The organism is Streptomyces sp. NPDC055013, from assembly GCF_053608645.1.
Genome location: NZ_JBSGVW010000001.1, coordinates 1 through 22,035, shown reverse-complemented (window position 1 = coordinate 22,035; position 22,035 = coordinate 1). Strand labels below are relative to the sequence as shown.

The window sequence follows — 22,035 nt, the reverse complement described above, 5'->3', positions numbered from 1 at the left end:
CCGATGAAGGACAGGAAGCCGCAGGACGGGAAGCCGCGGGACAAGAAGCCTGGGAAGGAGCCGACATGACCGGTGACGCGCCGGACACGGTCACCGACGAGGTCGTCGCGAGTCTGCAGGGCACGGACGATCCGCGTCTGCGGGAGCTGCTGACCGGTCTGGTCCGGCATCTGCACGCCTTCGCGCGGGAGTCGCGGCTGACGCAGGAGGAGTGGGAGCGGGCGGTCGGGTTCCTCACCGCGACCGGGCAGGCATGTACGCAGACCCGGCAGGAGTTCATCATGCTGTCGGACGTGCTCGGCCTGTCGATGCTCCTCGAGACGATCAACGACCGGCACGGTCCCGGCGCCACCGAGTCGACGGTCCTCGGCCCGTTCCACATGACCGAGTCGCCGGTGCGTGCGCTCGGCGCGAACATCGACCTGGTCGGCGGCGGCGAGCCGTGCGTGGTCAGCGGGCGCGTGCTGTCCCGGGACGGCGGCCCGCTGCCCGGCGCGGTCGTCGACGTCTGGCAGGCCGACGGCAACGGCTTCTACGACGTGCAGCAGCCGGACGTACAGCCGCCGGGCAACGGCCGCGGCCTGTTCACCGCGGACGGCGAGGGACGGTTCTGGTTCCGTACGTGCGTGCCGAGCCCGTACCCGATCCCGACGGACGGACCGGTCGGCGCGCTGCTGCGGGCCACCGGACGGCACCCCTACCGGCCCGCGCACATCCACTTCATCGCCGCGGCCGACGGACACACCCCGGTGACCACGCACATCTTCGTGGCGGGCAGCGACTACCTGGACTCGGACGCGGTGTTCGCCGTCAAGCCGGGCCTCGTCAACGACTTCGCCCCGGTCGACGACCCGTCCGCGGCACGGGAGTTCGGCATGCCGAACCCGTTCCGGCACGCCCGCTTCGACCTCGTACTGGAGCGGTCGTGAACGACGTCCTCGACTTCTCCTACGACGCCCTGCCCGTCCGGGTCGTCTTCCGGCCCGGCGCCGCCGTGTCCGCGACGCCGGGCGAGGCCGGGCGGCTGGGGCTGCGGCGGGTGCTGGTGGTGTGCGGGACGCGGGGCGCGGACACCGCGCGGGCGGTCGCCGACGCGCTCGGCCCGGCCTGCGTCGGTGTGCACGACCGGGCGCGGATGCACGTCCCGGTCGAGGTTGCCGACGTGGCCGTCCAGGCGGCGCGCGCGGCCGGTGCCGACGGGTGCGTCGCGGTGGGCGGCGGCTCGTCGATCGGGCTGGGCAAGGCGATCGCCCTGCGCACCGGACTGCCGCTGATCGCGGTGCCGTCGACGTACTCGGGCTCGGAGATGACCCCGGTCTGGGGCCTGACCGAGCACGGCGCCAAACGGACCGGCCGCGACCCGAAGGTGCTGCCCCGCAGTGTGGTCTACGACCCCGAGCTCACCCTCTCGCTGCCCGTACCCCTCTCCGTGACCAGCGGCATCAACGCGCTCGCGCACGCCGTGGAGGCCCTGTACGCCCCGGACACCTCGCCCCTCGTCGCGCTGATGGCCGAGGAGGGCGTACGGGCGATGGCGCGGGCACTCCCGGCGGTGGCCGAGGAGCCGACGTCGCCGGCCGCCCGCGCTCGCGCGCTGTACGGGGCCTGGCTGTGCGGGTCCTGTCTGGGCGCCACCACCATGGGCCTGCACCACAAGCTGTGCCATGTCCTGGGCGGCGGCTTCGGCCTCCCGCACGCCGAGACGCACACGGTCGTGCTGCCGTACGTCCTGGCCCACAACGCGCCCGCCGCCCCGGACGCCGCCGCCGCCGTGGCCCGCGCCCTGGGCGCGGCCGACGCACCGACGGCCCTGTGGGAACTGGCGGGACGCCTCGGCGCACCCCGCTCGCTCGCCGAACTGGGCCTCGCCGAAACCGACTTGGCGGGGGCCGCCGCGCAGACCGCCGGCTCGGCGTACGCCAACCCCCGCCCGGTCACCGCCGACGGCGTACTCGCCGTGCTGCGGGCGGCGTACGAGGGCGTGACACCGGCCCCGAACGCCCCCTGACCCACCCCTCCCCCACGCTCAAAGATCCCCCCACGACGGAAGAAAAGGTGATCAGCATGCCCCTCGGTCCACTCAGGAGCCGAAACTCCCGAGGGAGTCGACGCTCACGAGGAGCACCGGGCGTCCCGATGCCCGTGCCGGCCGGTGCGGGTGTCGTGGGCCGTGAGGTCGTGGATCCGGTCGGGCTGCCGATGCGCGGCGCCGACGTGACCGTGACCGCGATGGACTCGCACGAGGTCGTGGCATCCGGTACGACGGACCCCTACGGCCTCTTCTTCGCGGCGCTCCCGCCGGGCCGCTACAGCCTCATGATCACGGCCGAGGGCCTGACTCCGCACCGCGAGTCGCTGGACGTCGCCGCCGGTGCGCCGGAGCCCGCCGCGCGGGTCCGGCTGACGTCGGGCCGGCAGCTGGAACTGCCGACTGCGGGCACCTGGCTCTTCGACCCGCCGCACACCGCGATCCGGTTCATCGCCAGGCATGTCGGGATGGCCCATGTCCACGGCCGCTTCGAGCGGTTCACCGGCGGCATCCGGGTGGCGCCCGACATGGCCGATTCCCAGGTGTCGGTGCGCATCGAGGCGGCCAGCATCGCCACGGGCAACAACACCCGGGACAACCATCTGCGTTCGGCCGACTTCCTGAACGTCGAGCGCTACCCGTACATCGATTTCACGAGCACGCGATTCGCCTTCCGCGGCGGCGCCAAATGGACGCTGCAGGGGTCGCTCACCATGCACGGTGTGAGCCGCTCGGTGGAGCTGGACACCACCTACCTGGGGTCGGTCAACGGCGGCTACGGCGAGGAGCTGCGGTGTGCGGCGCTGGCCAGGGCCGAGCTGCACAGGGAGGACTTCACCCTGAACTGGCGCAGCATGCTGGCCCGCGGGATCGCGGTGGTCGGGCCCACGGTCCAGCTGGAGCTGGACGTCCAGGCGATGTACCGCACGCACGACACGCCGACCCCTCCCGACTAGGCCGGGGTGGCCGAGAGGTACCTCACGCCACGGTTACGAATTGCTCAACCTCTGGTTGCGACGCGGTGATCGGGTGACTATGGGGGCATGACACTGGCCCAGCGCGCCATGAAGCAACTTGAAGTCTGGCCCGATCTGAGCCCGGGCCCGGCCAGTTGCGGTGCAGGGCGGGCACTGCGCTCCGTCCACAGCGAGATCGTGCACTTCCACTCCGACCATGACGTGGACCTGCACCTGACGGTGTCGGCCATCCGACGTTTCCACGACGACCTCCAGGAGTCCACCGCGATCAGGCTGGTCCCCGGCTCGGGCTGGGTGACCGTGCATCTCGACTGCGACACGGACGTCGATCTGCTGATGAGCCTGGTCAGCGCGGCGCTCAAGGCCCACCAGAGCGTGCCGTCCCCTGCCGGGAAGCGACCGGCAGGGGCGGAGTGCAACTTCCGCCGGGTCACGGTCCTGCCCCGCCGCTAGGGCGGCCCAGGACCTAGGAGTCGTCCTCCCCTGCCTCCAGCAGGCCCGCGGCCGCGCCGACGATCCGGGGGTCGGCGCTACCGACGACTTCCTCGTCCTTGTCGTGGTAGTCGAAGCGGGCCAGCACGCTGCGCATCGCCTCGACGCGCGCACGCTTCTTGTCGTTGCTCTTCACCACGGTCCAGGGCGTGTGCTCGGTGTCCGTCTCACGGAACATGGCGACCTTGGCGGCGGTGTAGTCGTCCCAGCGGTCCAGCGACGCCAGGTCCATCGGGCTGAGCTTCCACTGCCGTACGGGATCGACCTGGCGAATGGTGAACCGGGTGCGCTGCTCGCCCTGGGACACCGAGAACCAGAACTTGATCAGGTCGACGCCGTCGTCGACGAGCATGCGCTCGAAGGCCGGCGCCTGCCGCATGAAGCGCCGGTACTCGTCATCCGTGCAGAAGCCCATCACCCGTTCCACGCCGGCCCGGTTGTACCAGGACCGGTCGAACAGCACGATCTCGCCCGCGGTGGGCAGATGCTCGACGTACCGCTGGAAGTACCACTGCCCGCGCTCGCGCTCGGTCGGCTTCTCCAGCGCCACGACCCGGGCACCGCGCGGGTTGAGGTGCTCCGTGAACCGCTTGATCGTGCCGCCCTTGCCGGCCGCGTCGCGCCCCTCGAAGACGATGACGAGCCGGCGGCCGGTCTCCTTGATCCAGCTCTGCAGCTTCAGCAGTTCTATCTGCTGCAGCCGCTTGTGCCACTCGTACTCCGGGCGCTCCATGCGCTTGTCGTACGGGTAGTTCTCGCGCCACGTGTCCACCGGACTTCCGTCCGGCCGGATCAGCACGGGGTCGTCCTGGTCGGTGTAGTCGACGCGTAACCCTGACAGCAGTTCGGTGTCCATACACACCCATGAAAGCGAGCGCCTTCATACGGGCGGCGAACCCCAGGCAAAGATCAGGTGACTCCCGGAAGGGATCACCCTGAGCCAACCTCGACCAGCCGGGCGAGGTTGGCCAGTGCCATCCGCGTGCCGGTCTCGTTGTCCGCGGCGGGCACCACGTCGGGGATCCCCTCGTGCACGACGAGGACGTCCGTGCCGCCGCCGGCGTCCGTGAGGGTGGTGGTCATCGTCATCGTGCCGCGCAGGGCGGGGTCGTCGGTCTCGAACTCGACCTCCTCGACGACCTGCTCGTCCGGCACTAGACGCACGAAGTGGCCGTGGTAGGTGTCGGTGTGCGCGTCCGACTTCCCGCCGCCGGTCGGCAGGTCATAGGTGAGCGAGACCCGGAACGCCCCGCCTTCGCGGCCTTCGAACTCGTGCACATGCCCGCTCATGCCGTCCGGAACCCGCCACTTCTCGACGGCGTCCGCGTCCAGCAGCGCCCGATAGACGGCCGCGCGCGAGGCGTTCACGTGCCGGGAGACCCGCGTCGAGTACATGGCCTCACGATAGCGGCGGGCACACGGGTCAGGGGGACTCCCAATGGGCCAGTGCGCGCATCGCCGCCGCCGTCCGCGTGAACCCGTCCTCGCCCAGCAACGCCCGCGCCTCGGCGTTGAACCGGTCGACCTCCGGCTGCGCGGCGTCGAGTGCGGCGGCCCCGTCGTCGGTCAACTCCAGTACCACGGCGCGGTGTTCCCGCGGATGCGCCCGCTTGACGACCAGACCGGCCGCGGTGAGCCGGCCGACCAGCCCGGTGATCGCGGACTCGCGCAGCCCGAGGGTGCGGGCCAGCGCCTGCTGGGTGACGCCCGGCTCGTCACGGACCGCGAACAGTGCGCCGAGCTGGGCCGTGGTGATCCCGGCGGTGGCCAGCAGGCGCCGGTCGGTGGCGGTGCGCAGCTGATGCGCCGCCCGCTGGAGCAGGAAGAACAGACGCTGATCGGGCTCGGGCATGGACCGATGTTGACAGACGGGACGGGACGACGCCATCCTCACTTCACTACTGAAGTGACCTGTTGAAGTGACCTACGACGACGGTGGACGGTGTCTCGTGGACAACACCCTCGATCTGCCCCTGGCCCGCAAGGTGCTGGCCGCCCAGCCCTTCAGCGTGCTGCTGGGTGCCAGGCTGACGGCCTTCGGCGACGGCGAGGCGACACTCGAGCTGGACCTCCGTGAGGATCTGCTGCAGCAGCACGGCTTCGCCCACGGCGGTCTGCTCGGCTACGCGGCGGACAACGCGCTGTCGTTCGCCGCGGGCGCCGCGGTCGGCTTCGGTGTGATGACCGCCGGTTTCACCATCGACTTCCTGCGCCCCGCCAAGGGCGAGACCCTGCGCGCCCATGCCCGGGTGATCCGGGCCGGCCGTACGCGTGCGGTGTGCCGCTGCGAGCTGACGACGGTCGCCGCCGACGGCACCACGACCCTGTGCGCGGTGGCCCAGGGCAGCATCGCGGTCACCGATCCGACCCGGGACAGCGAGCGCGACGCGTGACGGCACCCTGAGGTTCAGCGCACGAGACAGGGCCGCTTCGCGTCGAAGGTCCAGCCGTCGATCAGGTAGCGCATGCCGACGGCGTCGTCCCGGCCCGACAGCGCCTTCTCCTCGTGGAGCTCGTGTGCTGCCAGGAGTCGGTCCCTGTCCAGGCGGATGCCGAGTCCGGGCGTGTCCGGCACGGCGACCTCGCCGCCGGCGATCCTCGGCGGCTCCACGGTGAGACGCTCCAGCCCCTCCTGCCAGATCCAGTGCGTGTCCAGGGCGTTGTACTCGCCGGGTGCGGCCGCTCCGCAGTGGGCCATCATCGCCAGCGAGATGTCGAAGTGGTTGTTGGAGTGGCAGCCCCAGGTCAGCCCCATCGCGTTGCACAGCTGGGCGACGCGCACCGATCCCTGCATGGTCCAGAAGTGCGGGTCGGCGAGCGGGATGGACACCGACTGCAGGGCCAGCGCGTGGGTGAGCTGTCGCCAGTCCGTGGCGATCATGTTGGTCGCCGTGGGCAGCCCGGTGGCCCGGCGGAACTCCGCGAGGATCTCGCGCCCCGAGTAGCCGCCCTCCGCCCCGCAGGGGTCCTCGGCATAGGCGAGGGTGCCGAGGAGGGGACGGCACAGCTCGACCGCCTCGCACAGTGACCAGGCGCCGTTGGGGTCGAGGGTGATCCGCGCCTCGGGAAAGCGGGCCTTGAGCGCGGTGATGGCCTTGACCTCTTCCGCGCCGGGCAGGACACCGCCCTTGAGCTTGAAGTCGCGGAAGCCGTAGTGGTCGTAGGTGGCCTCGGCCTGCCGGACGATCGCCTCGGGGGTCAGCGCCTCCTCGTGCCGGATGCGGTACCAGTCGACGTCGGCGCCGGGTGCGCGGACGTGGTCCAGGTCGGTCCGGTCCGGGTCGCCGACGTAGAAGAGGTAGCCGAGTACCCGTACGGAGTCGCGCTGTTGCCCGTCGCCGAGGAGGGCGGCGACCGGGACTTCGAGGTGCTGGCCGAGCAGGTCGAGAAGGGCCGACTCGACGGCGGTGACCGCGTGGACGGTGGTGCGCAGGTCGTAGGTCTGGGCGCCGCGGCCTCCCGTGTCGCGGTCGGCGAAGGTGGACCCGATGGCGCTCAGGACGCGCTTGTAGTCGCCCACGCGCGCTCCGACTACGAGGGGTTCGGCGTCGCGCAGGGTCCGGGTGATCTTCTCGCCGCCGGGCACCTCACCGAGGCCCGTGCGTCCTTCGGAGTCCTCGATGACGACGACGTTGCGGGTGAAGTACGGGGCGTGCGCGCCGGAGAGGTTGAGGAGCATCGAGTCGTGGCCGGCGACCGGGTAGACGGAGAAGCTGGTGACGACGGGCTGGGTCATGACTGGCGGATGCCGTTCTCGTGAGGGTGGTGGTGGGTCAGATGCCGAGGGCGTCGAGGACCGGCTCCAGGACCAGTACGCCACCCAGGCCGAGGAGTGCGAGCACCGTCGTGTACGTGGTGCGCGCCTTGATCGCGTCGAGGACGGACAGGTTGAAGTACTCCTTGAACATCCAGAATCCCGGGTCGTTGACGTGGGAGAAGGCGATCGACCCGCAGGAGACGGCGAGCACCATCACCTCGGGGTGGACACCGCTGCCCGCGAGCAGGGGCAGGGCCACACCGGAGGCGGTGACGACGGCGACGGTCGCGGAGCCGAGGGCGATGCGGAGGATGGCCGCGATCAGCCAGGCCAGGAGGATCGGGGAGATCGACCAGCCGTCGGTGGCGTCCTTGATGTAGTCGGATATGCCGCCCTCGACGAGGACGTTCTTGAAGGCGCCGCCCGCGCCGATGACGAGCAGGATCATCGCCATCGCCTGGGCGGCCTCCTTGCAGGAGGCGCTGACCTCGCCCAGACTGCGGCCGATGCGGGGGCCGAACGCCCAGATCGCCACGAGCAGGGTGAGCAGCAGGGCGATCGGCGCGGACCCGATGAAGGCGATGAAGTGCAGCAGGCCGTTGTCGCCGGAGGTGGCGAGGTCGGTCACGGCGGCGCCGGCGATCAGGACCACGGGCAGCAGGGCGACGGACAGCGACCAGGCCATGCCGGGCATCTCGTCGTCCTCGAAGACCCGGTCGCTGACCAGGCCCTTGGGGATGGCGGGGTTCATCGCCCGGACGAAGGGGAGGCGCGGCCACAGCAGGGCGATGAACGCGCCGACCGGGACGGCGATGAACAGGCCGTAGAACAGGGTGAGTCCGACGGACGCGTGGAAGGTGGCGGCCACCGCGGTGGGGCCCGGGTGCGGCGGCAGGAAGCTGTGCATGGTGGACAGGGCGATCGACATGGGCAGCCCCACCCACAGCAGGTTGGCCCGAGTGACCCGTACGAGGGTGAAGGCGATCGGCACGATGATGACGAAGGCCACCTCGTAGAACATCGTGACGCCAATGAGCATGGCCGTCAGCACCATGGCCACCTGCACCCAGCGCGGCCCGCACACGTCGAGGAGCCGGCCGGCTATGCGCTGGGCGGCACCGGAGTCCCCCATCACCCGGCCGACCATGGCACCGAGCCCGATGGTGAGCATCGTGTCGCCGATCTGGTCGCCGATGCCCTCGGCGAGGACGTCCGGGATCTTCTCCAGTCCGATCCCCTGCACCAGGCCGACGCCCACCGCCACCAGGAGCAGGGCGGCGAAGCCGTTGAGCCTGAGTTTGGTCATCAGGACGAGCAGGACCAGGACGCTGATCCCGACCACCACGAGCGGCATATGTCAGTTCTCCTTTGAACGCCGGCCGCCTACGTTCACCCCGCTGAACGGGGTCCCCACATGAAGACGTGGTCTACATATGAAGACGGAGATTATGTTCATGGATGGTCAAGGTCAATGGGTCTGCGCCTGTTGATTCAGTCGGGGGCCGGTGCCGCCCGCCAGCCGCTCCAGTGCAGGACGGTGATCACCGTCACCGGCCCTTCCGGCGGCCGCCCCCGGTAGTGGCGCGGGTACTTCCGCCGCAGCGACTCGACGGCGGCGGCGTACTCCTGACGCGCTGCCCGGTCGGCGGCGTCGGGCGGCACGATCCGCGCCTCGCCGTCCGCCCGGACCCACCACAGGCGGTCCCAGTCGTCGTCGTACACGTCCGCCAGCAGGCAGACCGCCGGGTGCGCGGCAATGTTGTGCAGCCGCCTGAGCCGCTGGGACCGCTTCGGTTTGTGGTCGACGGCGGTGACGATCTCGTCGCCGCGCAGCGCGAACACGACCGGCACCAGGTGCGGCCGGCCTTCGGGGTCGACCGTCGCCAGCCGCGCCACGGGCGCCCCCGCGAAACGGCTGCGCGCCTCGTCCCGCTCCATGTCCGGCATGTCGGCTCCCTCCGCCCCTGCGGTACGCCGCACCCTGTGGCGGGTACCCCTATCCGTGTGGACCTGAGCGGCCCGAACGGCATGAGCGGATCAGGTGGTGCCGATGGTCGGCGACACGGACGACGACATCCAGACCCGGCGGCGCGGCGGAAGCGGGCATCGGGCGGTGCCGCACCCGGGCGATGTACGGATCGAGGCCTGGGGCGTGAGCCGGGAACGTTGCCTGGTGGAGGCGGCGCTCGGCCTGGTGGAGTGCTTCGCCGATGTGACGGCGGTACGCCCCACCTCGATGGAACGGGTACGTCTCGACGAGGAGGACGACGAAGAGCTGCTGGCCGCCCTGCTCGACGAGGTCGTCCTCCGGCTCGACGTGGACGGCCGGGTCCCCGTCGACCTGGAGGCCGACACCGCGGACGGCGACCTCGACGTACGGCTCGCGCTCGCCGAGCTGGCGGACGTGCAGGCAACCGGCGCCTCCCCGAAGGGCGTCTCCTGGCACGGGCTGCACATCGGGCCGGATCCGTACGGATGGTCGTGCGCGGTGACCGTGGACGTATGAGTGGCGCTCCCAGGAAGTGCAGGTCCCACGGCGCCGCCCCACCCCCGTACCGTTGAGGCATGAGCGGCGGCACGGTGACGCTGTTCGTCTGTGGTGACGTGATGCTCGGACGCGGCGTCGACCAGATCCTGGCCCGGCCCGGCGACCCGGCGCTGCGGGAGGGGTACGTCACGGACGCCCGCTCCTACGTGCGCATGGCGGAGGCGGTGAACGGCCCGATCCCGGTGCCCGCCGCTCCGTCGTGGCCGTGGGGCGAGGCGCTGCGGCTGCTGGAGTCGAGCGGTCCGGACGTGCGGATCGTCAATCTGGAGACGTCGGTCACGCGCAGCGACGCGTTCGAGCCCGGCAAGGCGGTCCACTACCGCATGCATCCCGCCAACCTGCCCGCCCTCACCGTCGCCCGGCCCGACGTGTGCGTGCTGGCCAACAACCACGTGCTGGACTTCGGCCGCGCGGGCCTGGAGGAGACCCTCGACGTGCTCCACGGAGCGGGGCTGCGCACGGCGGGCGCGGGACGGAGCGCCGAGGAGGCGTACGCGCCCGTGGCGCTCCCGCTCCCCCACGGCGGCCGCGTGCTCGTCCTCGCCCTCGGCGTCAGCACCAGCGGCGTCCCCGCGGCCTGGGCGGCGACGGCGGACCGGCCCGGCGTCGCTCATGTGCCCGAGCTGTCGGAGGCCGCGGCCGCCGAAGCCGTACGGCACATCCGGCAGGTGAAGCAGGTCGGCGACATCGTGGTCGTCTCCGTCCACTGGGGATCCAACTGGGGCTACTCCGTGCCCCGCAACCAGCGCCGTTTCGCGCACGCCCTGGTGGACGGCGGCGCCGATGTCGTCCACGGTCACTCCTCGCACCACCCCCGCCCCGTCGAGGTACACCGCGACCGGCTGATCCTGCACGGCTGCGGCGACTTCATCGACGACTACGAAGGCATCCCCGGCTACGAGCAGTACCGCGACGACCTGCGCCTCGCCTGCTTCGTCACGCTCGCGGCGGACACGGGCGAACTCACCGGCCTGCGCATGGTGCCCCTGCTCGCCCGCCGTATGCGTCTGGAACCCGCCCCGCCCGAGGACCGCACCTGGCTGCACGCCACCCTCGACCGCATCAGTCACGGCGTCCGCCTCGCCCTCGATACGGACGGCGCGCTCACTCTTCCCGAAGTGCCTCCAGCACATCGGCGTCGGTCAGCTGGCCGAAATCCTCGTACCACTCGCCGACCGAGCTGAACAGCTTCGGCTGCTGCAGACAGACGAAGTCGTCGACCAACCGGCGCAGTTCCTCGGCCGCCTCGGGTGGGCAGACCGGTACGGCGAGCACCAGATGCCCGGGATGCCGGTGGCGCAGCGCGCGCAGGGCGACGCGTGCGGTCGAGCCGGTCGCGACGCCGTCGTCGACGACCACAGCCGTACGGCCACGCAGCTCGGGGGCCGGCCGGCCCTGCCGATAGCGCTCCTCGCGCCGCCGCAGCTCGTTCTGCTCCCGCTCCACCACCGGCGCCAAGTCGGCCTCGTTCAGCCCGAGCCGGAACAGCGTCTGCTCGTCGAAGAGCGGAGGCCCGTCGCCCGCGAGCGCGCCGACCCCGAACTCCTCGTGGAACGGGGCCCCGATCTTGCGTACGACGAGCACGTCCAGCGGGGCCTGCAGCACCCGGGAGATCTCTCGGGCGACCGCGACACCGCCACGCGGCAGTGCGAGGACCACGGGATGCGGAAGGGTGCCCTTGTCCTGCCGGACCCGCAGCTGCTCGGCCAGCTCACGCCCGGCCTCGGTGCGGTCACGGAACTGCATGGGCTTCCCCTTCCGTCGGCCTCAGACCTCCGAGGGCGGGGCCGGCCCGGCGTTCACCCGTTTGCCGTGTCGGACGTGTCGGACGTGTCGGTGCCGTTCCAGTCGTACGGTCCGCCGCCGCGCCACTCGATCAGGTCGGGGTCGTCGACGGCCCGGTCCTCGCCGGGCAGGCCGGCGCGGTGCACCAGGTCCATGACGTCGAACAGGCTGTATGCCGTGCCCGTCGGCTCGCCGCGGATCGTCACCTGACGCCCGCCGTCCGACGCCGGCGGCTGCACCACCACAAGAGGATGCGTGCTCATGCCACCACCATGCGCTCTGCGCGCCGGAAACGCAGCCCGGCCGTCACCGTTTGTAGAGCCCGATGAGTGTTCCGCTGGCCAGCTGCTGCTCGTCGAACACCCGGTGGGCCTCCACGGCCGAGGCCGCCTCCGGTATGGAAACGGGGCCCGGGAGGGCGTACAGGCGGAAGAAGTACCGGTGCGCGTCGTCGCCGACCGGGGGCAGGGGCCCGCCCCACCCCGATTCGCCGTAGCCGTTCGTGTGCGGGTGACTGCCGGGGGTCGTCCCGCCCGCCGGCAGCCCGTCCGCGTGCGGATCGATGCCGGTCACCAGCCAGTGGACGAAGGTGCCCGACGGCGCGTCCGGGTCCTCGCACAGCAGTGCCAGCTCCACCGCCTCGTCGGGCACTCCGGACCAGGCCAGTGGCGGGGAGAGGTTCTCCCCTTCCAGGGCGTGCCGCCGCGGGATCATCGCGTGGTCGTCGAACGCGGAGCTCTTGAGTTCGATGTCGGTCATGTGCGCCGCAGTACCCGTCGGCACGCGGACCACACGCGGCGCATCCGTTCGGGTGTCCCGGGCGGACGCCTGCCGGGTTCCGCGCCGGTCAGGTCGTGGGGACGGCGGGCTCGGAACTCCCCGTCACCTCGTGCCAGGGGCGGGCCGCGCGATGGCGCCACAGTCCGCCGAGACGGTGGCAGACGGCGGCGGGCGGAATGAGGACGCTGGTCACGAGCATCGTGTCCACCTCGTACCGGGTGCGGGGTCCGGGAGCGATCCGCTTCCAGGCGAAACGGGCGGTACCGACGGTCCAGACACCTGCCGCGAGGCCCGCGGCCGCGGGCCTGCGGACCGCGAGGAGGGCGCAGGCGGCGACGCCCGCCGAGGTGACCGCCGCATGGGCGCGGATACGGCCCCGCGGCGACGCCGTCTTGTACCACCAGTCGGGGCCGTGCAGCCGGACCATGAGCGCGTCGTCGGCGTTGCCGCGCTCGTCGTGCAGGGAGTCCCACCGGTCGGCGGGGCGCACGGGGTGCCGGGTGGTGCGCCGGCCCCGCCGAATGCCCCAGCCGGCGTCCAGGACGCGCAGTGCGAGGTCGGTGTCCTCGTGCTGGGCATGCCGGAACCGTTCGTCGAAGCCGCCGACCTCCCGGAGGACATCGGTGCGATAGGCCATGTCGGAGGTGATCCACCGGGCCGTGGCGAGGCCCACGGTGCGGCGCTCGCAGTCCGTGGGGCGGCGCCCGCCGGGCAGCGGCACCGTGATCACGCCCTGGACGCCCGCCGTGGTCGGCGGCGCCTCGGCCAGGTCCCGCACCGCCTGCTCGCACCAGTGCGGTCCCACCTGCACGTCGTCGTCGAGGAAGACGACCCAGTCCGCGCTGCGCACGCCCCGCAGGCCGGCGTTGCGCGCGACCGCGGGACCATGGCCGCGGCTGCGCACCACGGTGGTGCGGGCCCGCAGGTCGCCGAGCACGTCGAGCGGATGGCCCAGGTCGCCGTGGTCCGGCACGGGACGGTCGTCGACGAGGACGATCTCGTCCGGCGGCGGTCCGGTCGCGGCGGCGAGCGCGCCCAGGCAGTCCGCGAGGGTGGCGCGCAACAGCGTCGGCACGACCACGGCGTAGGAGAGCGGTGGCGCTGTGGTGTCCCTGCCGTCCACCACCCGGCTCGGCCTCGTCATACGAGGGTCCTCCTCTGTCGGCATCGGCCACGTCCCCCGGCTACGGCAGTGGTGTTCCGCCCGTCGCGTCGAGGATCTCGGCGGTGACGAAGCCGGCCTCCCGCGAGGCGAGATGGACGTACGCCGGGGCCAGTTCGGCGGGTTGTGCCGGGCGGCTCAGCGGGCTCTGCTTTCCGCACTCGACCGTGTCGGGCATCGTCGTGGGGATCGGCGGCCTCCACACCGGCCCCGGCGGGACCGCCCGCCCGATGCCGGAGACGCCGCCTGTGACGACGGCCTTGCGGTCGTCCAGCCGGCCGCTGCCGCGGTGGCCGGCCTCACCGTGATCGGGCGGCGGGTCCATCGGCCCGGTCCACCCGGGGTGGGACCGGGCCTGCGCGGGGAATTCGGGCTGCGGGTGCCAGGTGGCCGGGTGCTGCCGGCTGTGCTGCGGATCGGTCACGACGGCCTCCTGGCCGCTGGCGGGCTCGGACGACTGACCGGGTTCCCGCCGCGCAGCCGCCGAAAAGCGAGGTCAGCCGATCAGCCCTCGTCCCGGTCCAGCAGTGCCTTGACGCCGTGAGCCGTCAGCGCGAGCTGCTCGGGGGTGCCGGCGTCGATGACGAGGGACAGGTTGTCGGAGGGCCAGCCGTGGGCGAGGGCACCGAGTTGCACGCTGCGGTGCCGGTGCATCCGGGGCAGGGCCTGCTCCATGCGTTCCTGGGTGGTGAAGACCGGCACCAGTTCGGTCCCGTCCTCCTGCTCGAACACCGGAAGCGTCAGCGCCTTGGGGGCCGGCCCCTCCGCGTCCGCAGCCGCCGGTACGAGTACCTCGCTGTGGGCCAGTGTGCTCAGCGCCGCCTCGTCCGCGCCGTTCTCGACGACCGTGCGCAGAGCCTGCTGTGCCGCGAAGGCGCCGCTCTCGAAGTGGGGGTCAGTCATGGTCCATCCCCTTGCCGTGTCGTGCCCGTCCGTCCGGTACGCGCCGCATGCTGCGGGTACCCGCTCCACCATCCCTCATGTGTTCGCACGCCTCATGTGCGCACCGTCGTCCCTGCACTCCCTGCACTCCCTGCACTCCCCGGACGCTCACGTCGCGGACCGTGCTTCGTTTCACGGCCGGGTCGCCGGGAACCCGGCGACCGCGCCGAGCGCGAGGGAGGTGCGCCGTGCCATTCCGCGACCGTACCCACGCCGGACAAGCACTCGCCCTGCGACTGGTCGAGTGGGCCGACTCCGGTGATCTGATCAATCCGCTCGTGCTGGCCCTGCCGGGCGGCGGTGTGCCCGTCGCCGCCGAAGTGGCCCGTGCCCTGCACGCCCCGCTGGACATGCTGGTCGCCCGCGAGATCAGCACGCCCATCCAGCCGGAGACGCCGATCGGGGCGGTCGTCGCCGACGATCCGCCGCTGTACGACCGGCAGAGCCTGGCCATGATGCATCTGTCCGAGGACCGGCTCGGCGACGTCGTCGCCCGCGAACGCAACGAGCTGCACCGCCTCGAACACGTCTACCGCGGCCGGCGCCCGCTCCCGTCCGTCGACGGCCGCACGATCGTCCTCGTCGACGACGGCCTGGCCACCGGCCTCACCGCCACGGCGGCACTGCGCTTCCTGCACCGCCACGGCCCGGCGCGCCTGATCCTGGCGGTCCCCGTCGGCAATCCACGCACCCTGACCGCCCTGCGCGCCCGGTGCGACGACCTCGTGTGCCTGGAACAGCCGGCGTCCCTCCACGCGGTCGGCGAGTGGTACGAGGACTTCGGGCGGCTCCCCGAGGCGGAGATCGCGGACCTGCTGCACAGGTTCCGCGCCACGGCCTGACGCGTCCTGGCCCGACGTCATTCCGGGTCGATCAGCGCAAGCCCCAGCTCGGGCCGGTGGATCTTCGCCAAGGCCGCCGGGCTGTCGCGGACGATCACCTCCAGGGTCGGCCACACCCGGCCCTCCAGCAGGTGGCCGCCCCGCGTCGTACCGTCCGACAGGCCCAGCACGGCGTGCAGGTGCGCGGTGGGTCCGTCCTCTCCGACCGCGATGTCTCCGAGGAGGGACAGGACCTCGCACTGCTCCTCGACGCCGATGCGGCGATAGTCCTTCACCTCGCGGTCGAACCACCCCACGACGGCCTCCGAGAAGGCCCCCACGGCCGTCACCTGCGACGCCCCGAGCCCCTGCTCCCGGGCGAAGCCGGTGATCTCGGCGAGGGCGTCCTCGCCGGGAGCCAGCACCAGGACGTACACCGACGCCGGAGAAGCCTCCACCTGTTGCCACTTCATGCGCCTCGGGTACCCGCATTGCGCGGTGCCACCACGCGACGCACGCACGCGCTCCGTGAAAGGGTGGTGACATGACCATGGACGTCCGCCCGGCTTCGGACTTCGAGGCCGTCCGCGCGGTGCTGGGCCCGAAGTCACCCGCGGCAAACGTGTGTTGGTGCCTGAGCTACCGGATCCCGTCCAAACTGAACAACGAGCTGCGGGGGCCGGCCCGCGGTGAGTACGTCGCCGAGTTGTGCCGCGCCGATCCTCCTCCCGGCGTGATCGCCTACGACGGTGACGAGCCGGTCGGCTGGGCCGCGGTGGCGCCACGCTCGGCCACGTCCTTCGCACGCAACCGCAAGATCCCGCACGTCGACGACCTGCCGGTCTGGTCGCTGTGGTGCATCCGGGTCCGCCCCGGCCACCGCAAGCAGGGGATCACGCACGCCCTGATCGCCGGGGCGGTCGAGTTCGCCCGCGACCGGGGCGCCCCGGTGATCGAGGCGTACCCCCTCGACAACGGTGACGCGAGGGTCGACCTGACGATGGCGTACGCCGGGATCCGGAAGAACTTCGAGCGCGCCGGCTTCGTCCACGCCGCCGACACGACCTCCGTCCTGGCCGGTCACCCCCGCATCCTGATGCGGCTCGACCTGCGCTGACGCGACCGCCCGGCGGGGCTCAGTGCACGGAGAACCCGCCGTCGACGAAGATCGCCTGCCCGGTGACGTAGGCGGAGGCGCTGCTCGCGAGGAACACCGCCGCACCGGCGAAGTCCTCCGCCAGGCCGTTGCGTCCGACCATCGTGCGCGCAGCGAGCGCCGCCACCTTCTCCGGGTCGGACGACAGGCGTGCGTTGAGCGGCGTCATCACGAACCCCGGCACGAGCGTGTTGCAGGTGACGCCGTACGGCGACCAGGCCTCGGCCTGGGACCGGGCCAGCGACTCCAGCGCCCCCTTGGACACGCCGTAGGCGCCGCTCTGGACGAACGCCCGATGGGCCTGCTGGGAGGTGATGTGGATGATCCGGCCGAAGCTCCGCTCGGCCATGCCGGGCCCGAAGCGCTGCCCCAGCAGATGGGGCGCCTCCAGGTTCACGGCCATCGTGGTGTCCCAGACGTCCTCGCCCAGCTCGCCCATCGGCGGCCGCAGATTGATCCCGGCGCTGTTCACGAGGATGTCGGGCTCACCGAATGCCCTGACCGCTTCCTCGGCCGCCGCCCGCACGCCGTCGCGCGTGCCGAGGTCGGCGCCGACCCAGGCCGCCCGGCAGCCGTGTGCCTCCAACTCGCGGACCGTCGCGGCCAGTTCCGCCTCCCTGCGGGCCACGACCACGACACTCGCGCCCGCGCGGGCGAGGGCCTCGGTGATGGCCCGGCCGATGCCGGAGCTGCCGCCGGTCACCACGGCGACCCGGCCTTCCAGCGAGAACAGTTCGGAGAGGTATGCCTGCGACGTCATGTCCGCACCCTAGGCGGCTCGTTCGGGAGGACAGCGCTCGGGGGCGTCGTCGTCGGGGCTTCTGCGGCACGGGTGTTCGCGGGGACCGCGGCCGTGCCGGACGGACAGTGCGACGCTGACACCGCCCGGCCGGTCGCGTCGCGACGGGCATGACGAGGCGGGACGACCGGGCCCCGTGCGAGCCGGAGATACAACGTCCGCCGACGAACGGGCGCTCGGTGTACCTGGGCGGCGGCAGCGCGGCTGGATGTCCCGGAAGCGGCAGCCGGTCCTTGCCGCCGACCTCCGTGTGAGCCCGCCGGGGGCGGGCACTCGGAGTCCGCGGCGCGTCCGACCGGAGCGCCGCCCGACTCTGGAGGTGGAGAGCAATGGGTCATGGTGGGAACGTCATCGACGAGCTGGTGACCGATCACCGCGAGGTCGAGGAGTTCTTCGGCCGGATCGAGGCGCTTCCGTCCGGTGACAAGGACCGCAAGCTGTACGCCGACCGGGCCACGATGGAACTGGTGCGGCACTCGGTGGCCGAGGAGGCCTATCTGTACCCGGCCGTGCGCGAGCATGTGGCGGGCGGGAACGTCATCGCCGACCGGGAGATCGACGACCACTCCCGGGCCGAGCGGCTCATGAAGGACCTGGAGGGGTGCGACGCCGACGACCCCGACTTCGACCGGCTCATCGGGATGCTGATGACCGAGGTCCGCTCGCATCTGGCCGACGAGGAGCAGAACCTCTTCCCGAGGCTGCGCGCGGCGTGTCCCCCGGAGACGCTGGACGAACTGGGCGACAAGGTGCGTCAGGCGAAGAAGCTGGCGCCGACCCGCCCGCACCCGTCCGTCCCGGACACCCCGCCGGCGAACAAGCTGCTGGCTCCGGGAGCCGGGCTGGTCGACCGGCTGCGCGACGCACTGTCGGGACGCGGCAAGAAGGACTGACCCGGCGTATTTCCCACGGGCGGCGCCCGGCGGAGGCTCGGCGACCGCTCCGGTGAGAAAAACCCGGCGAGAGCGCACTCAGGGCGAGTGCGCTCAGCCGCGTGTTCAGGCGATGAGCGCCCGGCCCGGGTCGAGGCGCGCGTGCAGGGCGGGGCGGTGCAGGGCCGCCACCGGGTCGAGGAGGTCCGGGTGGCGCAGCAGTGCCGCTGCCTGGCGGTCCTGGGTGTCGGGGGCCACCAGGCGGCGGAACTCGACCGGCAGGCCGGTCGCGTGGCTGCCCTCGGCGATCTCGGTGACCGCCAGCCGGGCCAGGTCGGTGTCGGTGAGCAGGCAGGCCGCCCAGCTCGCCACGACCTCGTCCACCCAGGTGCGCCAGGCGAAGTCGTCCGCGTGGTCGGGCACGGCGGTGTCCGCGCCGGTGATCCAGTCCAGGCCGGCCGATCCGCCCGGCCCGGCCATCGCGACGAGCGCTGCGTCGGTCGGCGTCGGGTAGCGCAGCCAGGCCGCCACCGTGACGGCCTGGCGGGCCTGCACCTCGCCGAGGGCCGCGGCGAGCGCGCCACCGCACGCGGGGTAGGAACACGTCAGCCATTGGGTGGTCGCCGCGATGAGCGGGGAGAGGTCTGCGAGCACTGCAGGGCCGTCCGAGGTACTGGCGGGAACGGGGATCCCTCACACGGTAGCCCGGCGATCCGGGCGTCCGACATGCCCTTCACCTCGTGACCGACGTGGCCTCGCCCACACCGGGACGCTGCGCCGAGGCACCGAAAGGGCGCTCAGCTCGCCCGGCCGCCCGCCGCGTCGGCCGCCGTCCGGTCGGGCCGCGCGAGGTGGTAGACGTGGAACGCCCGGCCGATGACCGGCTGGGCGACGTTGCGCACCTTCACGCCCCCGCTGGTCATGCCGTGCTCGGTGCCGAGGTGGGCGTGCCCGTGCACGGCGAGGTCGGCGCCCGCCGTGTCGATGGCCTCGGCCAGCAGATAGCTGCCGAGGAACGGATAGATCTCGGGAGGCTCCCCGGCCAGCGTGTCCGGCACCGGCGAGAAGTGGGTCAGGGCGATGCGTACGTCGCAGTCCTGACCCTGAAGCTCCTGCAGACAGGCCCGCAGGCTGTCGGCGCGGCGACGCGAGTAGCGGACGAACTCCTTCATGATCGGCTCCCCGAACTCGCCCGCGCAGCGGCCCACGAACCCGCCGCCGAACCCCTTGGTACCGGCCACGCCGATGCGGGTGGAGCCGTTCTCCACCACGGTGGCCTGGCCCTCCAGGACCCGCGCGCCCGCGTCCTGGAGCACGGCGGTGACCTCCTCCGGGCAGTCGGCATGGTGGTCGTGGTTGCCCAGGACCGCGACCACGGGGACCGCCAGGTCCTTGATCTCCCGTGCGACGACCTGGGCCTCCTCGAGGGTGCCGTGCCTGGTCAGGTCCCCGGCGAGCAGCAGGACGTCGGCGCTCTCGTGCAGCGTCTCGAACGAGGGCCGCAGCACGCCCTGGCTCTCGGGGCCCATGTGGATGTCCCCGACGGCCGCGATCCGGATCATTCGACCTCCTCGGCGTGGTCGGGCGCGGCACTGTCCGCGACCACGAGGTCGCAGTGCACCGGGTGTCCCACCAGTTCCGCGCGGGCGGTGCGCAGGACGTCGTCGCGGTACCGGGCGGACGGCACGGTGCCGGTCAGCAGGATCGCCTCGCCACGGATCTCGATGCGCACCCCCAGCTCACCGAGGGGCCCGGCGGCCAGGTGGTCCGTCAGATGGGCCACGAGGTAGTCCAGGCTCTGCGCGCCGCCCGGGCCCTGGGCCGGCTCAGCGCCGGGGCGGCTCATCGGGGCTGCTCCCTGGGGGCGATCACGTCGAGCCGCTCCAGGAGGAAGAGGAACGCGGCAGGCATCGGCTCGTCGCCGCAGGATCCGCGTACGTCCTCCCAGTCGACCTTCTCGCGCAGCGCCCGGGCGGCGGCGAGCACCGGTCCGAAGTCGCAGTAGTGCTCCGAGAAGGCCTCGATCAGCCCGCGCATGAGATCGGTCGGCGCGAGGACGGGCATGTGCACCGAGTCGACCGGGATGTCCTGCGCGCGGGCCAGCACGTCCGTGCCGACCGGGCGGTGGGCCATCTCGAAGAGGAAGTCGACCTCCTGTCCCAGGCACGTCGTCTTCATCAGCCAGTCCTCGGGCGGCGTACGGACCGTGAGGCCCGCCTCGGCGAGTGTCCGAGCCACCGCGTCGGCGTCCGAGCGCAGCACGCAGAAGTCGGCGTCGTGCTGCAGATGACCGCTCCCGCCGTGGGCGTACACCGCCACGCTGCCCGCCAGGGCGAACCTGTGCCCGTTGCGCTTCAGCACCGCGCCCACCTGCTTCGCCGCCTCCAGGATCGCCTGGCTGCGGTCATGGGGCAGTGTCTGGCTGTTCAGTGCGCGCGATCCGCCCGGCGACGGCTCGAACGGGCTGTTCCCGACCGGCTCGTCAGGCTCGAGCGGTCCGTCCCCGACCGGGTGCAGCTCGGTCGGTCCGGGTCGCCGGGCCGGCGTTGCCGCGCTCTGCTGGTTCTGCGTCATGCCCGCTCCGTTCGCCGCACGGAGGTCCGATACGAGCCCGCGGCGGGCTCGGTGAGGGCACCGAGTACCCGGCACGGGGGTTTCGATACGGCAGGGTCACGCCGCGGTGTAGCCGAGCTGGCGTCTCATGTAGGGCGTCATGAGGGTCTTGGACTTGGCCAGCGTGGTGGTGCGGCCGCCGAGGACCGCCGTCTCGCCGCCCGGCACCGGCAGCATCGTCACTCCGTCGGCCGGGCCGAACGGGACGATGAGCGGGGTGCGGTGGACCGCCCGGTAGAAGCGGGGCTCCTTGCGGTGCTTGCCGGCGCTGTTCAGATAGGCACGGATGTTGTGTGCGGCCAGGTCGGCCTGGGCGAGCGCGGCCGGGGTGATCTTGACCTCGGTGGCGTCGTTCACGTCGCCGACCGCGAACACGTCCAGCCACCCCTGCACCCGGAGCGCCTGGTCGACCTTCACATGGCCCGTGCCCGTCAGCCAGTTCCCGAGCCCGGCCAGCCGCAGCCAGAGCGTGTTGGGCGTGGTTCCGGTCGCCCAGAAGGAGCGGTCGGCCTCGATGACGTTGCCGCGGGCGTCGCGGTAGGTGTCGAAGTCGGTGCCGGGGGACATGAAGGAGTCCAGCCGCACGTCCACGCCACGGGACTCCAGCCAGGCCCGCGCCTTGCGTCCGGCCCGCGCGCTGCCCGTCGCGTGCAGCAGCTCCGGCCCGGAGTGGGCGAGTGTGACGCGGGCGTCCGGCCGGGCGAGGCGGATCTCGGCGCTGAGTTCGACCCCGGAGGGTCCGCCGCCGACGACCAGGACGTGCTCGGCCGCGGCGATGTGCTGCTGATGGGCGACGAGGGACTTCACCGCCTCCTCGGTGGTGGTGCCGGTGAAGCGGGCCGGTTCGGGGTAGTCGGCGCCGGTGGCGATCACCAGCACGTCGTACGGGAGCCGCTCTCCCGTCGCGAGCGTCACCTGCCGCTCGGCGGTGTCGATGCGGACCGCCTTGCCCACGGCCACCCGGCCGTTGCGCAGAAGCCGGTCGTACGGGATGAAGGGGCTGTGCGACCAGTCCGGACGCACCCCGGCGCGCAGGGCGGCGATGCGGTGGAAGAAGACCTCCTTGCGGTCCACCAGCGTGACCCGCGCCGTCGCGTCCAGTCGCTTGGCCAGACGGACTCCGGCATAGCCGCCGCCGATCACCACTACGTCGCCATCAAGCACGCCCGGTCTCCTTCCTCTGGCGGCGAGCCTAGCGATTGAAACTTAAATAATTGATGGGGATGGGTGCGCGTTCTGTGAAAGGTGCGGCCGCTGCAGCGGTACGCAAACGACGGCGTCCGGGCCGGCCCCTGCGGGCCC

The 22,035-nt window shown here is 72.1% G+C and carries 28 protein-coding genes and 1 pseudogene; 10 read left to right on the top strand and 19 right to left on the bottom strand.

What is annotated here, in order from left to right; genetic code table 11:
• The first annotated feature begins 65 nt into the window (after positions 1–65).
• The 4 genes from ACWGDB_RS00145 (at position 66) to ACWGDB_RS00130 (ending at position 3,459) form a co-directional block, all read left to right on the top strand.
• Complete coding sequence (locus tag ACWGDB_RS00145) at positions 66–929, top strand: intradiol ring-cleavage dioxygenase (RefSeq protein ID WP_453820286.1); 864 nt, start codon at positions 66–68, stop codon at positions 927–929.
• Positions 926–2,008 carry a maleylacetate reductase gene (locus ACWGDB_RS00140; RefSeq protein ID WP_453820285.1) on the top strand — a complete coding sequence of 361 codons (1,083 nt, stop codon included), beginning with the start codon at positions 926–928 and terminating at the stop codon, positions 2,006–2,008. The genes ACWGDB_RS00145 and ACWGDB_RS00140 overlap by 4 nt, the downstream gene beginning before the upstream one ends.
• A gap of 56 nt (positions 2,009–2,064) precedes the next feature.
• Positions 2,065–2,985 (top strand): YceI family protein, encoded by a 921-nt coding sequence (locus ACWGDB_RS00135; RefSeq protein WP_453820284.1) that lies wholly within the window; start codon positions 2,065–2,067, stop codon positions 2,983–2,985.
• A gap of 87 nt (positions 2,986–3,072) precedes the next feature.
• Positions 3,073–3,459: a luciferase domain-containing protein gene (locus tag ACWGDB_RS00130; RefSeq protein ID WP_453820283.1), complete on the top strand. Its 387-nt coding sequence runs from the start codon at positions 3,073–3,075 to the stop codon at positions 3,457–3,459.
• Positions 3,460–3,472: 13 nt separating this feature from the next.
• On the opposite strand, the gene ppk2 is transcribed toward ACWGDB_RS00130, so the two are convergent.
• The 3 genes from ppk2 to ACWGDB_RS00115 form a co-directional block, all read right to left on the bottom strand.
• On the bottom strand, positions 3,473–4,354 hold the full coding sequence (ppk2, locus tag ACWGDB_RS00125) for a polyphosphate kinase 2 (protein ID WP_453820282.1): 882 nt from the start codon (positions 4,352–4,354) through the stop codon (positions 3,473–3,475).
• Positions 4,355–4,428: 74 nt separating this feature from the next.
• Entirely contained in the window at positions 4,429–4,893 is a 465-nt protein-coding gene (locus ACWGDB_RS00120) for an SRPBCC domain-containing protein (RefSeq protein WP_453820281.1), read from the bottom strand.
• A 28-nt stretch (positions 4,894–4,921) separates the two neighbouring features.
• Positions 4,922–5,350: a MarR family winged helix-turn-helix transcriptional regulator gene (locus tag ACWGDB_RS00115; protein ID WP_453820280.1), complete on the bottom strand. Its 429-nt coding sequence runs from the start codon at positions 5,348–5,350 to the stop codon at positions 4,922–4,924.
• 97 nt (positions 5,351–5,447) lie between these two features.
• Between ACWGDB_RS00115 and ACWGDB_RS00110 the strand changes: the two genes are divergently transcribed.
• Entirely contained in the window at positions 5,448–5,891 is a 444-nt protein-coding gene (locus ACWGDB_RS00110) for a PaaI family thioesterase (protein ID WP_453820726.1), read from the top strand.
• A 14-nt stretch (positions 5,892–5,905) separates the two neighbouring features.
• On the opposite strand, the gene ACWGDB_RS00105 is transcribed toward ACWGDB_RS00110, so the two are convergent.
• From ACWGDB_RS00105 to ACWGDB_RS00095, 3 genes are all read right to left on the bottom strand, one after another.
• Complete coding sequence (locus tag ACWGDB_RS00105) at positions 5,906–7,234, bottom strand: enolase C-terminal domain-like protein (protein WP_453820279.1); 1,329 nt, start codon at positions 7,232–7,234, stop codon at positions 5,906–5,908.
• A gap of 37 nt (positions 7,235–7,271) precedes the next feature.
• Positions 7,272–8,609, bottom strand: a complete 1,338-nt coding sequence (locus ACWGDB_RS00100; protein WP_453820278.1) for a gluconate:H+ symporter — start codon at positions 8,607–8,609, stop codon at positions 7,272–7,274.
• A 137-nt stretch (positions 8,610–8,746) separates the two neighbouring features.
• Positions 8,747–9,202: a TIGR03668 family PPOX class F420-dependent oxidoreductase gene (locus ACWGDB_RS00095; protein WP_453820277.1), complete on the bottom strand. Its 456-nt coding sequence runs from the start codon at positions 9,200–9,202 to the stop codon at positions 8,747–8,749.
• A 103-nt stretch (positions 9,203–9,305) separates the two neighbouring features.
• On the opposite strand from ACWGDB_RS00095, the gene ACWGDB_RS00090 reads away from it, so the two are divergent.
• Entirely contained in the window at positions 9,306–9,761 is a 456-nt protein-coding gene (locus ACWGDB_RS00090; RefSeq protein ID WP_453820276.1) for an archease, read from the top strand.
• 59 nt (positions 9,762–9,820) lie between these two features.
• A complete protein-coding gene (locus tag ACWGDB_RS00085; protein WP_453820275.1) occupies positions 9,821–10,987 on the top strand; it encodes a CapA family protein in 1,167 nt (388 codons plus the stop codon).
• Here the strand turns inward: ACWGDB_RS00085 and ACWGDB_RS00080 are convergent.
• The 6 genes and pseudogenes from ACWGDB_RS00080 to ACWGDB_RS00055 form a co-directional block, all read right to left on the bottom strand.
• Complete coding sequence (locus ACWGDB_RS00080; protein ID WP_453820274.1) at positions 10,908–11,549, bottom strand: phosphoribosyltransferase; 642 nt, start codon at positions 11,547–11,549, stop codon at positions 10,908–10,910. The genes ACWGDB_RS00085 and ACWGDB_RS00080 overlap by 80 nt on opposite strands.
• A 53-nt stretch (positions 11,550–11,602) precedes the next feature.
• On the bottom strand, positions 11,603–11,851 hold the full coding sequence (locus tag ACWGDB_RS00075) for a hypothetical protein (protein ID WP_453820273.1): 249 nt from the start codon (positions 11,849–11,851) through the stop codon (positions 11,603–11,605).
• 43 nt (positions 11,852–11,894) lie between these two features.
• Positions 11,895–12,347 (bottom strand): YbhB/YbcL family Raf kinase inhibitor-like protein, encoded by a 453-nt coding sequence (locus ACWGDB_RS00070; RefSeq protein WP_389439093.1) that lies wholly within the window; start codon positions 12,345–12,347, stop codon positions 11,895–11,897.
• Positions 12,348–12,435: 88 nt separating this feature from the next.
• Positions 12,436–13,512, bottom strand: a complete 1,077-nt coding sequence (locus ACWGDB_RS00065) for a glycosyltransferase family 2 protein (protein ID WP_453820272.1) — start codon at positions 13,510–13,512, stop codon at positions 12,436–12,438.
• Between the two features lie 40 nt (positions 13,513–13,552).
• Positions 13,553–13,753 (bottom strand): annotated as a pseudogene (locus tag ACWGDB_RS00060) (NAD(P)-dependent dehydrogenase); the annotation flags it as partial.
• 281 nt (positions 13,754–14,034) lie between these two features.
• Positions 14,035–14,433, bottom strand: coding sequence for an SseB family protein (locus ACWGDB_RS00055; RefSeq protein ID WP_383612687.1), 399 nt, complete (start codon positions 14,431–14,433; stop codon positions 14,035–14,037).
• Between the two features lie 227 nt (positions 14,434–14,660).
• On the opposite strand from ACWGDB_RS00055, the gene ACWGDB_RS00050 reads away from it, so the two are divergent.
• Positions 14,661–15,314: a phosphoribosyltransferase gene (locus tag ACWGDB_RS00050; protein ID WP_453820271.1), complete on the top strand. Its 654-nt coding sequence runs from the start codon at positions 14,661–14,663 to the stop codon at positions 15,312–15,314.
• A gap of 17 nt (positions 15,315–15,331) precedes the next feature.
• On the opposite strand, the gene ACWGDB_RS00045 is transcribed toward ACWGDB_RS00050, so the two are convergent.
• Positions 15,332–15,766 (bottom strand): PPC domain-containing DNA-binding protein, encoded by a 435-nt coding sequence (locus ACWGDB_RS00045; protein WP_453820270.1) that lies wholly within the window; start codon positions 15,764–15,766, stop codon positions 15,332–15,334.
• A 71-nt stretch (positions 15,767–15,837) separates the two neighbouring features.
• On the opposite strand from ACWGDB_RS00045, the gene ACWGDB_RS00040 reads away from it, so the two are divergent.
• Complete coding sequence (locus tag ACWGDB_RS00040; protein ID WP_328877657.1) at positions 15,838–16,410, top strand: GNAT family N-acetyltransferase; 573 nt, start codon at positions 15,838–15,840, stop codon at positions 16,408–16,410.
• A 19-nt stretch (positions 16,411–16,429) separates the two neighbouring features.
• On the opposite strand, the gene ACWGDB_RS00035 is transcribed toward ACWGDB_RS00040, so the two are convergent.
• Positions 16,430–17,209 (bottom strand): SDR family NAD(P)-dependent oxidoreductase, encoded by a 780-nt coding sequence (locus ACWGDB_RS00035; RefSeq protein WP_453820269.1) that lies wholly within the window; start codon positions 17,207–17,209, stop codon positions 16,430–16,432.
• Between the two features lie 368 nt (positions 17,210–17,577).
• Here ACWGDB_RS00035 and ACWGDB_RS00030 point away from each other — a divergent pair, with 368 nt between their 5' ends.
• Positions 17,578–18,141, top strand: a complete 564-nt coding sequence (locus ACWGDB_RS00030; protein ID WP_453820268.1) for a hemerythrin domain-containing protein — start codon at positions 17,578–17,580, stop codon at positions 18,139–18,141.
• Between the two features lie 105 nt (positions 18,142–18,246).
• Here ACWGDB_RS00030 and ACWGDB_RS00025 read toward each other — a convergent pair whose 3' ends face one another.
• From ACWGDB_RS00025 to ACWGDB_RS00005, 5 genes are all read right to left on the bottom strand, one after another.
• A complete protein-coding gene (locus tag ACWGDB_RS00025; RefSeq protein ID WP_383612665.1) occupies positions 18,247–18,774 on the bottom strand; it encodes a hypothetical protein in 528 nt (175 codons plus the stop codon).
• A gap of 143 nt (positions 18,775–18,917) precedes the next feature.
• Positions 18,918–19,682, bottom strand: coding sequence for a metallophosphoesterase family protein (locus tag ACWGDB_RS00020; RefSeq protein WP_453820267.1), 765 nt, complete (start codon positions 19,680–19,682; stop codon positions 18,918–18,920).
• On the bottom strand, positions 19,679–19,966 hold the full coding sequence (locus ACWGDB_RS00015) for a hypothetical protein (RefSeq protein WP_451168786.1): 288 nt from the start codon (positions 19,964–19,966) through the stop codon (positions 19,679–19,681). Before ACWGDB_RS00015 ends, ACWGDB_RS00020 begins: the two co-directional genes overlap by 4 nt.
• Positions 19,963–20,694: a hypothetical protein gene (locus ACWGDB_RS00010; RefSeq protein WP_453820266.1), complete on the bottom strand. Its 732-nt coding sequence runs from the start codon at positions 20,692–20,694 to the stop codon at positions 19,963–19,965. Before ACWGDB_RS00010 ends, ACWGDB_RS00015 begins: the two co-directional genes overlap by 4 nt.
• 96 nt (positions 20,695–20,790) lie before the next feature.
• Positions 20,791–21,897, bottom strand: coding sequence for an NAD(P)/FAD-dependent oxidoreductase (locus ACWGDB_RS00005; RefSeq protein ID WP_453820265.1), 1,107 nt, complete (start codon positions 21,895–21,897; stop codon positions 20,791–20,793).
• Positions 21,898–22,035: the final 138 nt, after the last annotated feature.

Coding starts and splice junctions, on each gene's coding strand:
- ACWGDB_RS00145 (WP_453820286.1), top strand. CDS start 66: ATGACCGGTGACGCGCCGGACACGGTCACCGACGAGGTCGTCGCGAGT.
- ACWGDB_RS00135 (WP_453820284.1), top strand. CDS start 2,065: ATGCCCCTCGGTCCACTCAGGAGCCGAAACTCCCGAGGGAGTCGACGC.
- ACWGDB_RS00130 (WP_453820283.1), top strand. CDS start 3,073: ATGACACTGGCCCAGCGCGCCATGAAGCAACTTGAAGTCTGGCCCGAT.
- ppk2 (WP_453820282.1), bottom strand. CDS start 4,354: ATGGACACCGAACTGCTGTCAGGGTTACGCGTCGACTACACCGACCAG.
- ACWGDB_RS00120 (WP_453820281.1), bottom strand. CDS start 4,893: ATGTACTCGACGCGGGTCTCCCGGCACGTGAACGCCTCGCGCGCGGCC.
- ACWGDB_RS00115 (WP_453820280.1), bottom strand. CDS start 5,350: ATGCCCGAGCCCGATCAGCGTCTGTTCTTCCTGCTCCAGCGGGCGGCG.
- ACWGDB_RS00105 (WP_453820279.1), bottom strand. CDS start 7,234: ATGACCCAGCCCGTCGTCACCAGCTTCTCCGTCTACCCGGTCGCCGGC.
- ACWGDB_RS00100 (WP_453820278.1), bottom strand. CDS start 8,609: ATGCCGCTCGTGGTGGTCGGGATCAGCGTCCTGGTCCTGCTCGTCCTG.
- ACWGDB_RS00095 (WP_453820277.1), bottom strand. CDS start 9,202: ATGCCGGACATGGAGCGGGACGAGGCGCGCAGCCGTTTCGCGGGGGCG.
- ACWGDB_RS00090 (WP_453820276.1), top strand. CDS start 9,306: ATGGTCGGCGACACGGACGACGACATCCAGACCCGGCGGCGCGGCGGA.
- ACWGDB_RS00085 (WP_453820275.1), top strand. CDS start 9,821: ATGAGCGGCGGCACGGTGACGCTGTTCGTCTGTGGTGACGTGATGCTC.
- ACWGDB_RS00080 (WP_453820274.1), bottom strand. CDS start 11,549: ATGCAGTTCCGTGACCGCACCGAGGCCGGGCGTGAGCTGGCCGAGCAG.
- ACWGDB_RS00075 (WP_453820273.1), bottom strand. CDS start 11,851: ATGAGCACGCATCCTCTTGTGGTGGTGCAGCCGCCGGCGTCGGACGGC.
- ACWGDB_RS00070 (WP_389439093.1), bottom strand. CDS start 12,347: ATGACCGACATCGAACTCAAGAGCTCCGCGTTCGACGACCACGCGATG.
- ACWGDB_RS00065 (WP_453820272.1), bottom strand. CDS start 13,512: ATGACGAGGCCGAGCCGGGTGGTGGACGGCAGGGACACCACAGCGCCA.
- ACWGDB_RS00055 (WP_383612687.1), bottom strand. CDS start 14,433: ATGACTGACCCCCACTTCGAGAGCGGCGCCTTCGCGGCACAGCAGGCT.
- ACWGDB_RS00045 (WP_453820270.1), bottom strand. CDS start 15,766: ATGAAGTGGCAACAGGTGGAGGCTTCTCCGGCGTCGGTGTACGTCCTG.
- ACWGDB_RS00040 (WP_328877657.1), top strand. CDS start 15,838: ATGACCATGGACGTCCGCCCGGCTTCGGACTTCGAGGCCGTCCGCGCG.
- ACWGDB_RS00035 (WP_453820269.1), bottom strand. CDS start 17,209: ATGACGTCGCAGGCATACCTCTCCGAACTGTTCTCGCTGGAAGGCCGG.
- ACWGDB_RS00030 (WP_453820268.1), top strand. CDS start 17,578: ATGGGTCATGGTGGGAACGTCATCGACGAGCTGGTGACCGATCACCGC.
- ACWGDB_RS00020 (WP_453820267.1), bottom strand. CDS start 19,682: ATGATCCGGATCGCGGCCGTCGGGGACATCCACATGGGCCCCGAGAGC.
- ACWGDB_RS00015 (WP_451168786.1), bottom strand. CDS start 19,966: ATGAGCCGCCCCGGCGCTGAGCCGGCCCAGGGCCCGGGCGGCGCGCAG.
- ACWGDB_RS00010 (WP_453820266.1), bottom strand. CDS start 20,694: ATGACGCAGAACCAGCAGAGCGCGGCAACGCCGGCCCGGCGACCCGGA.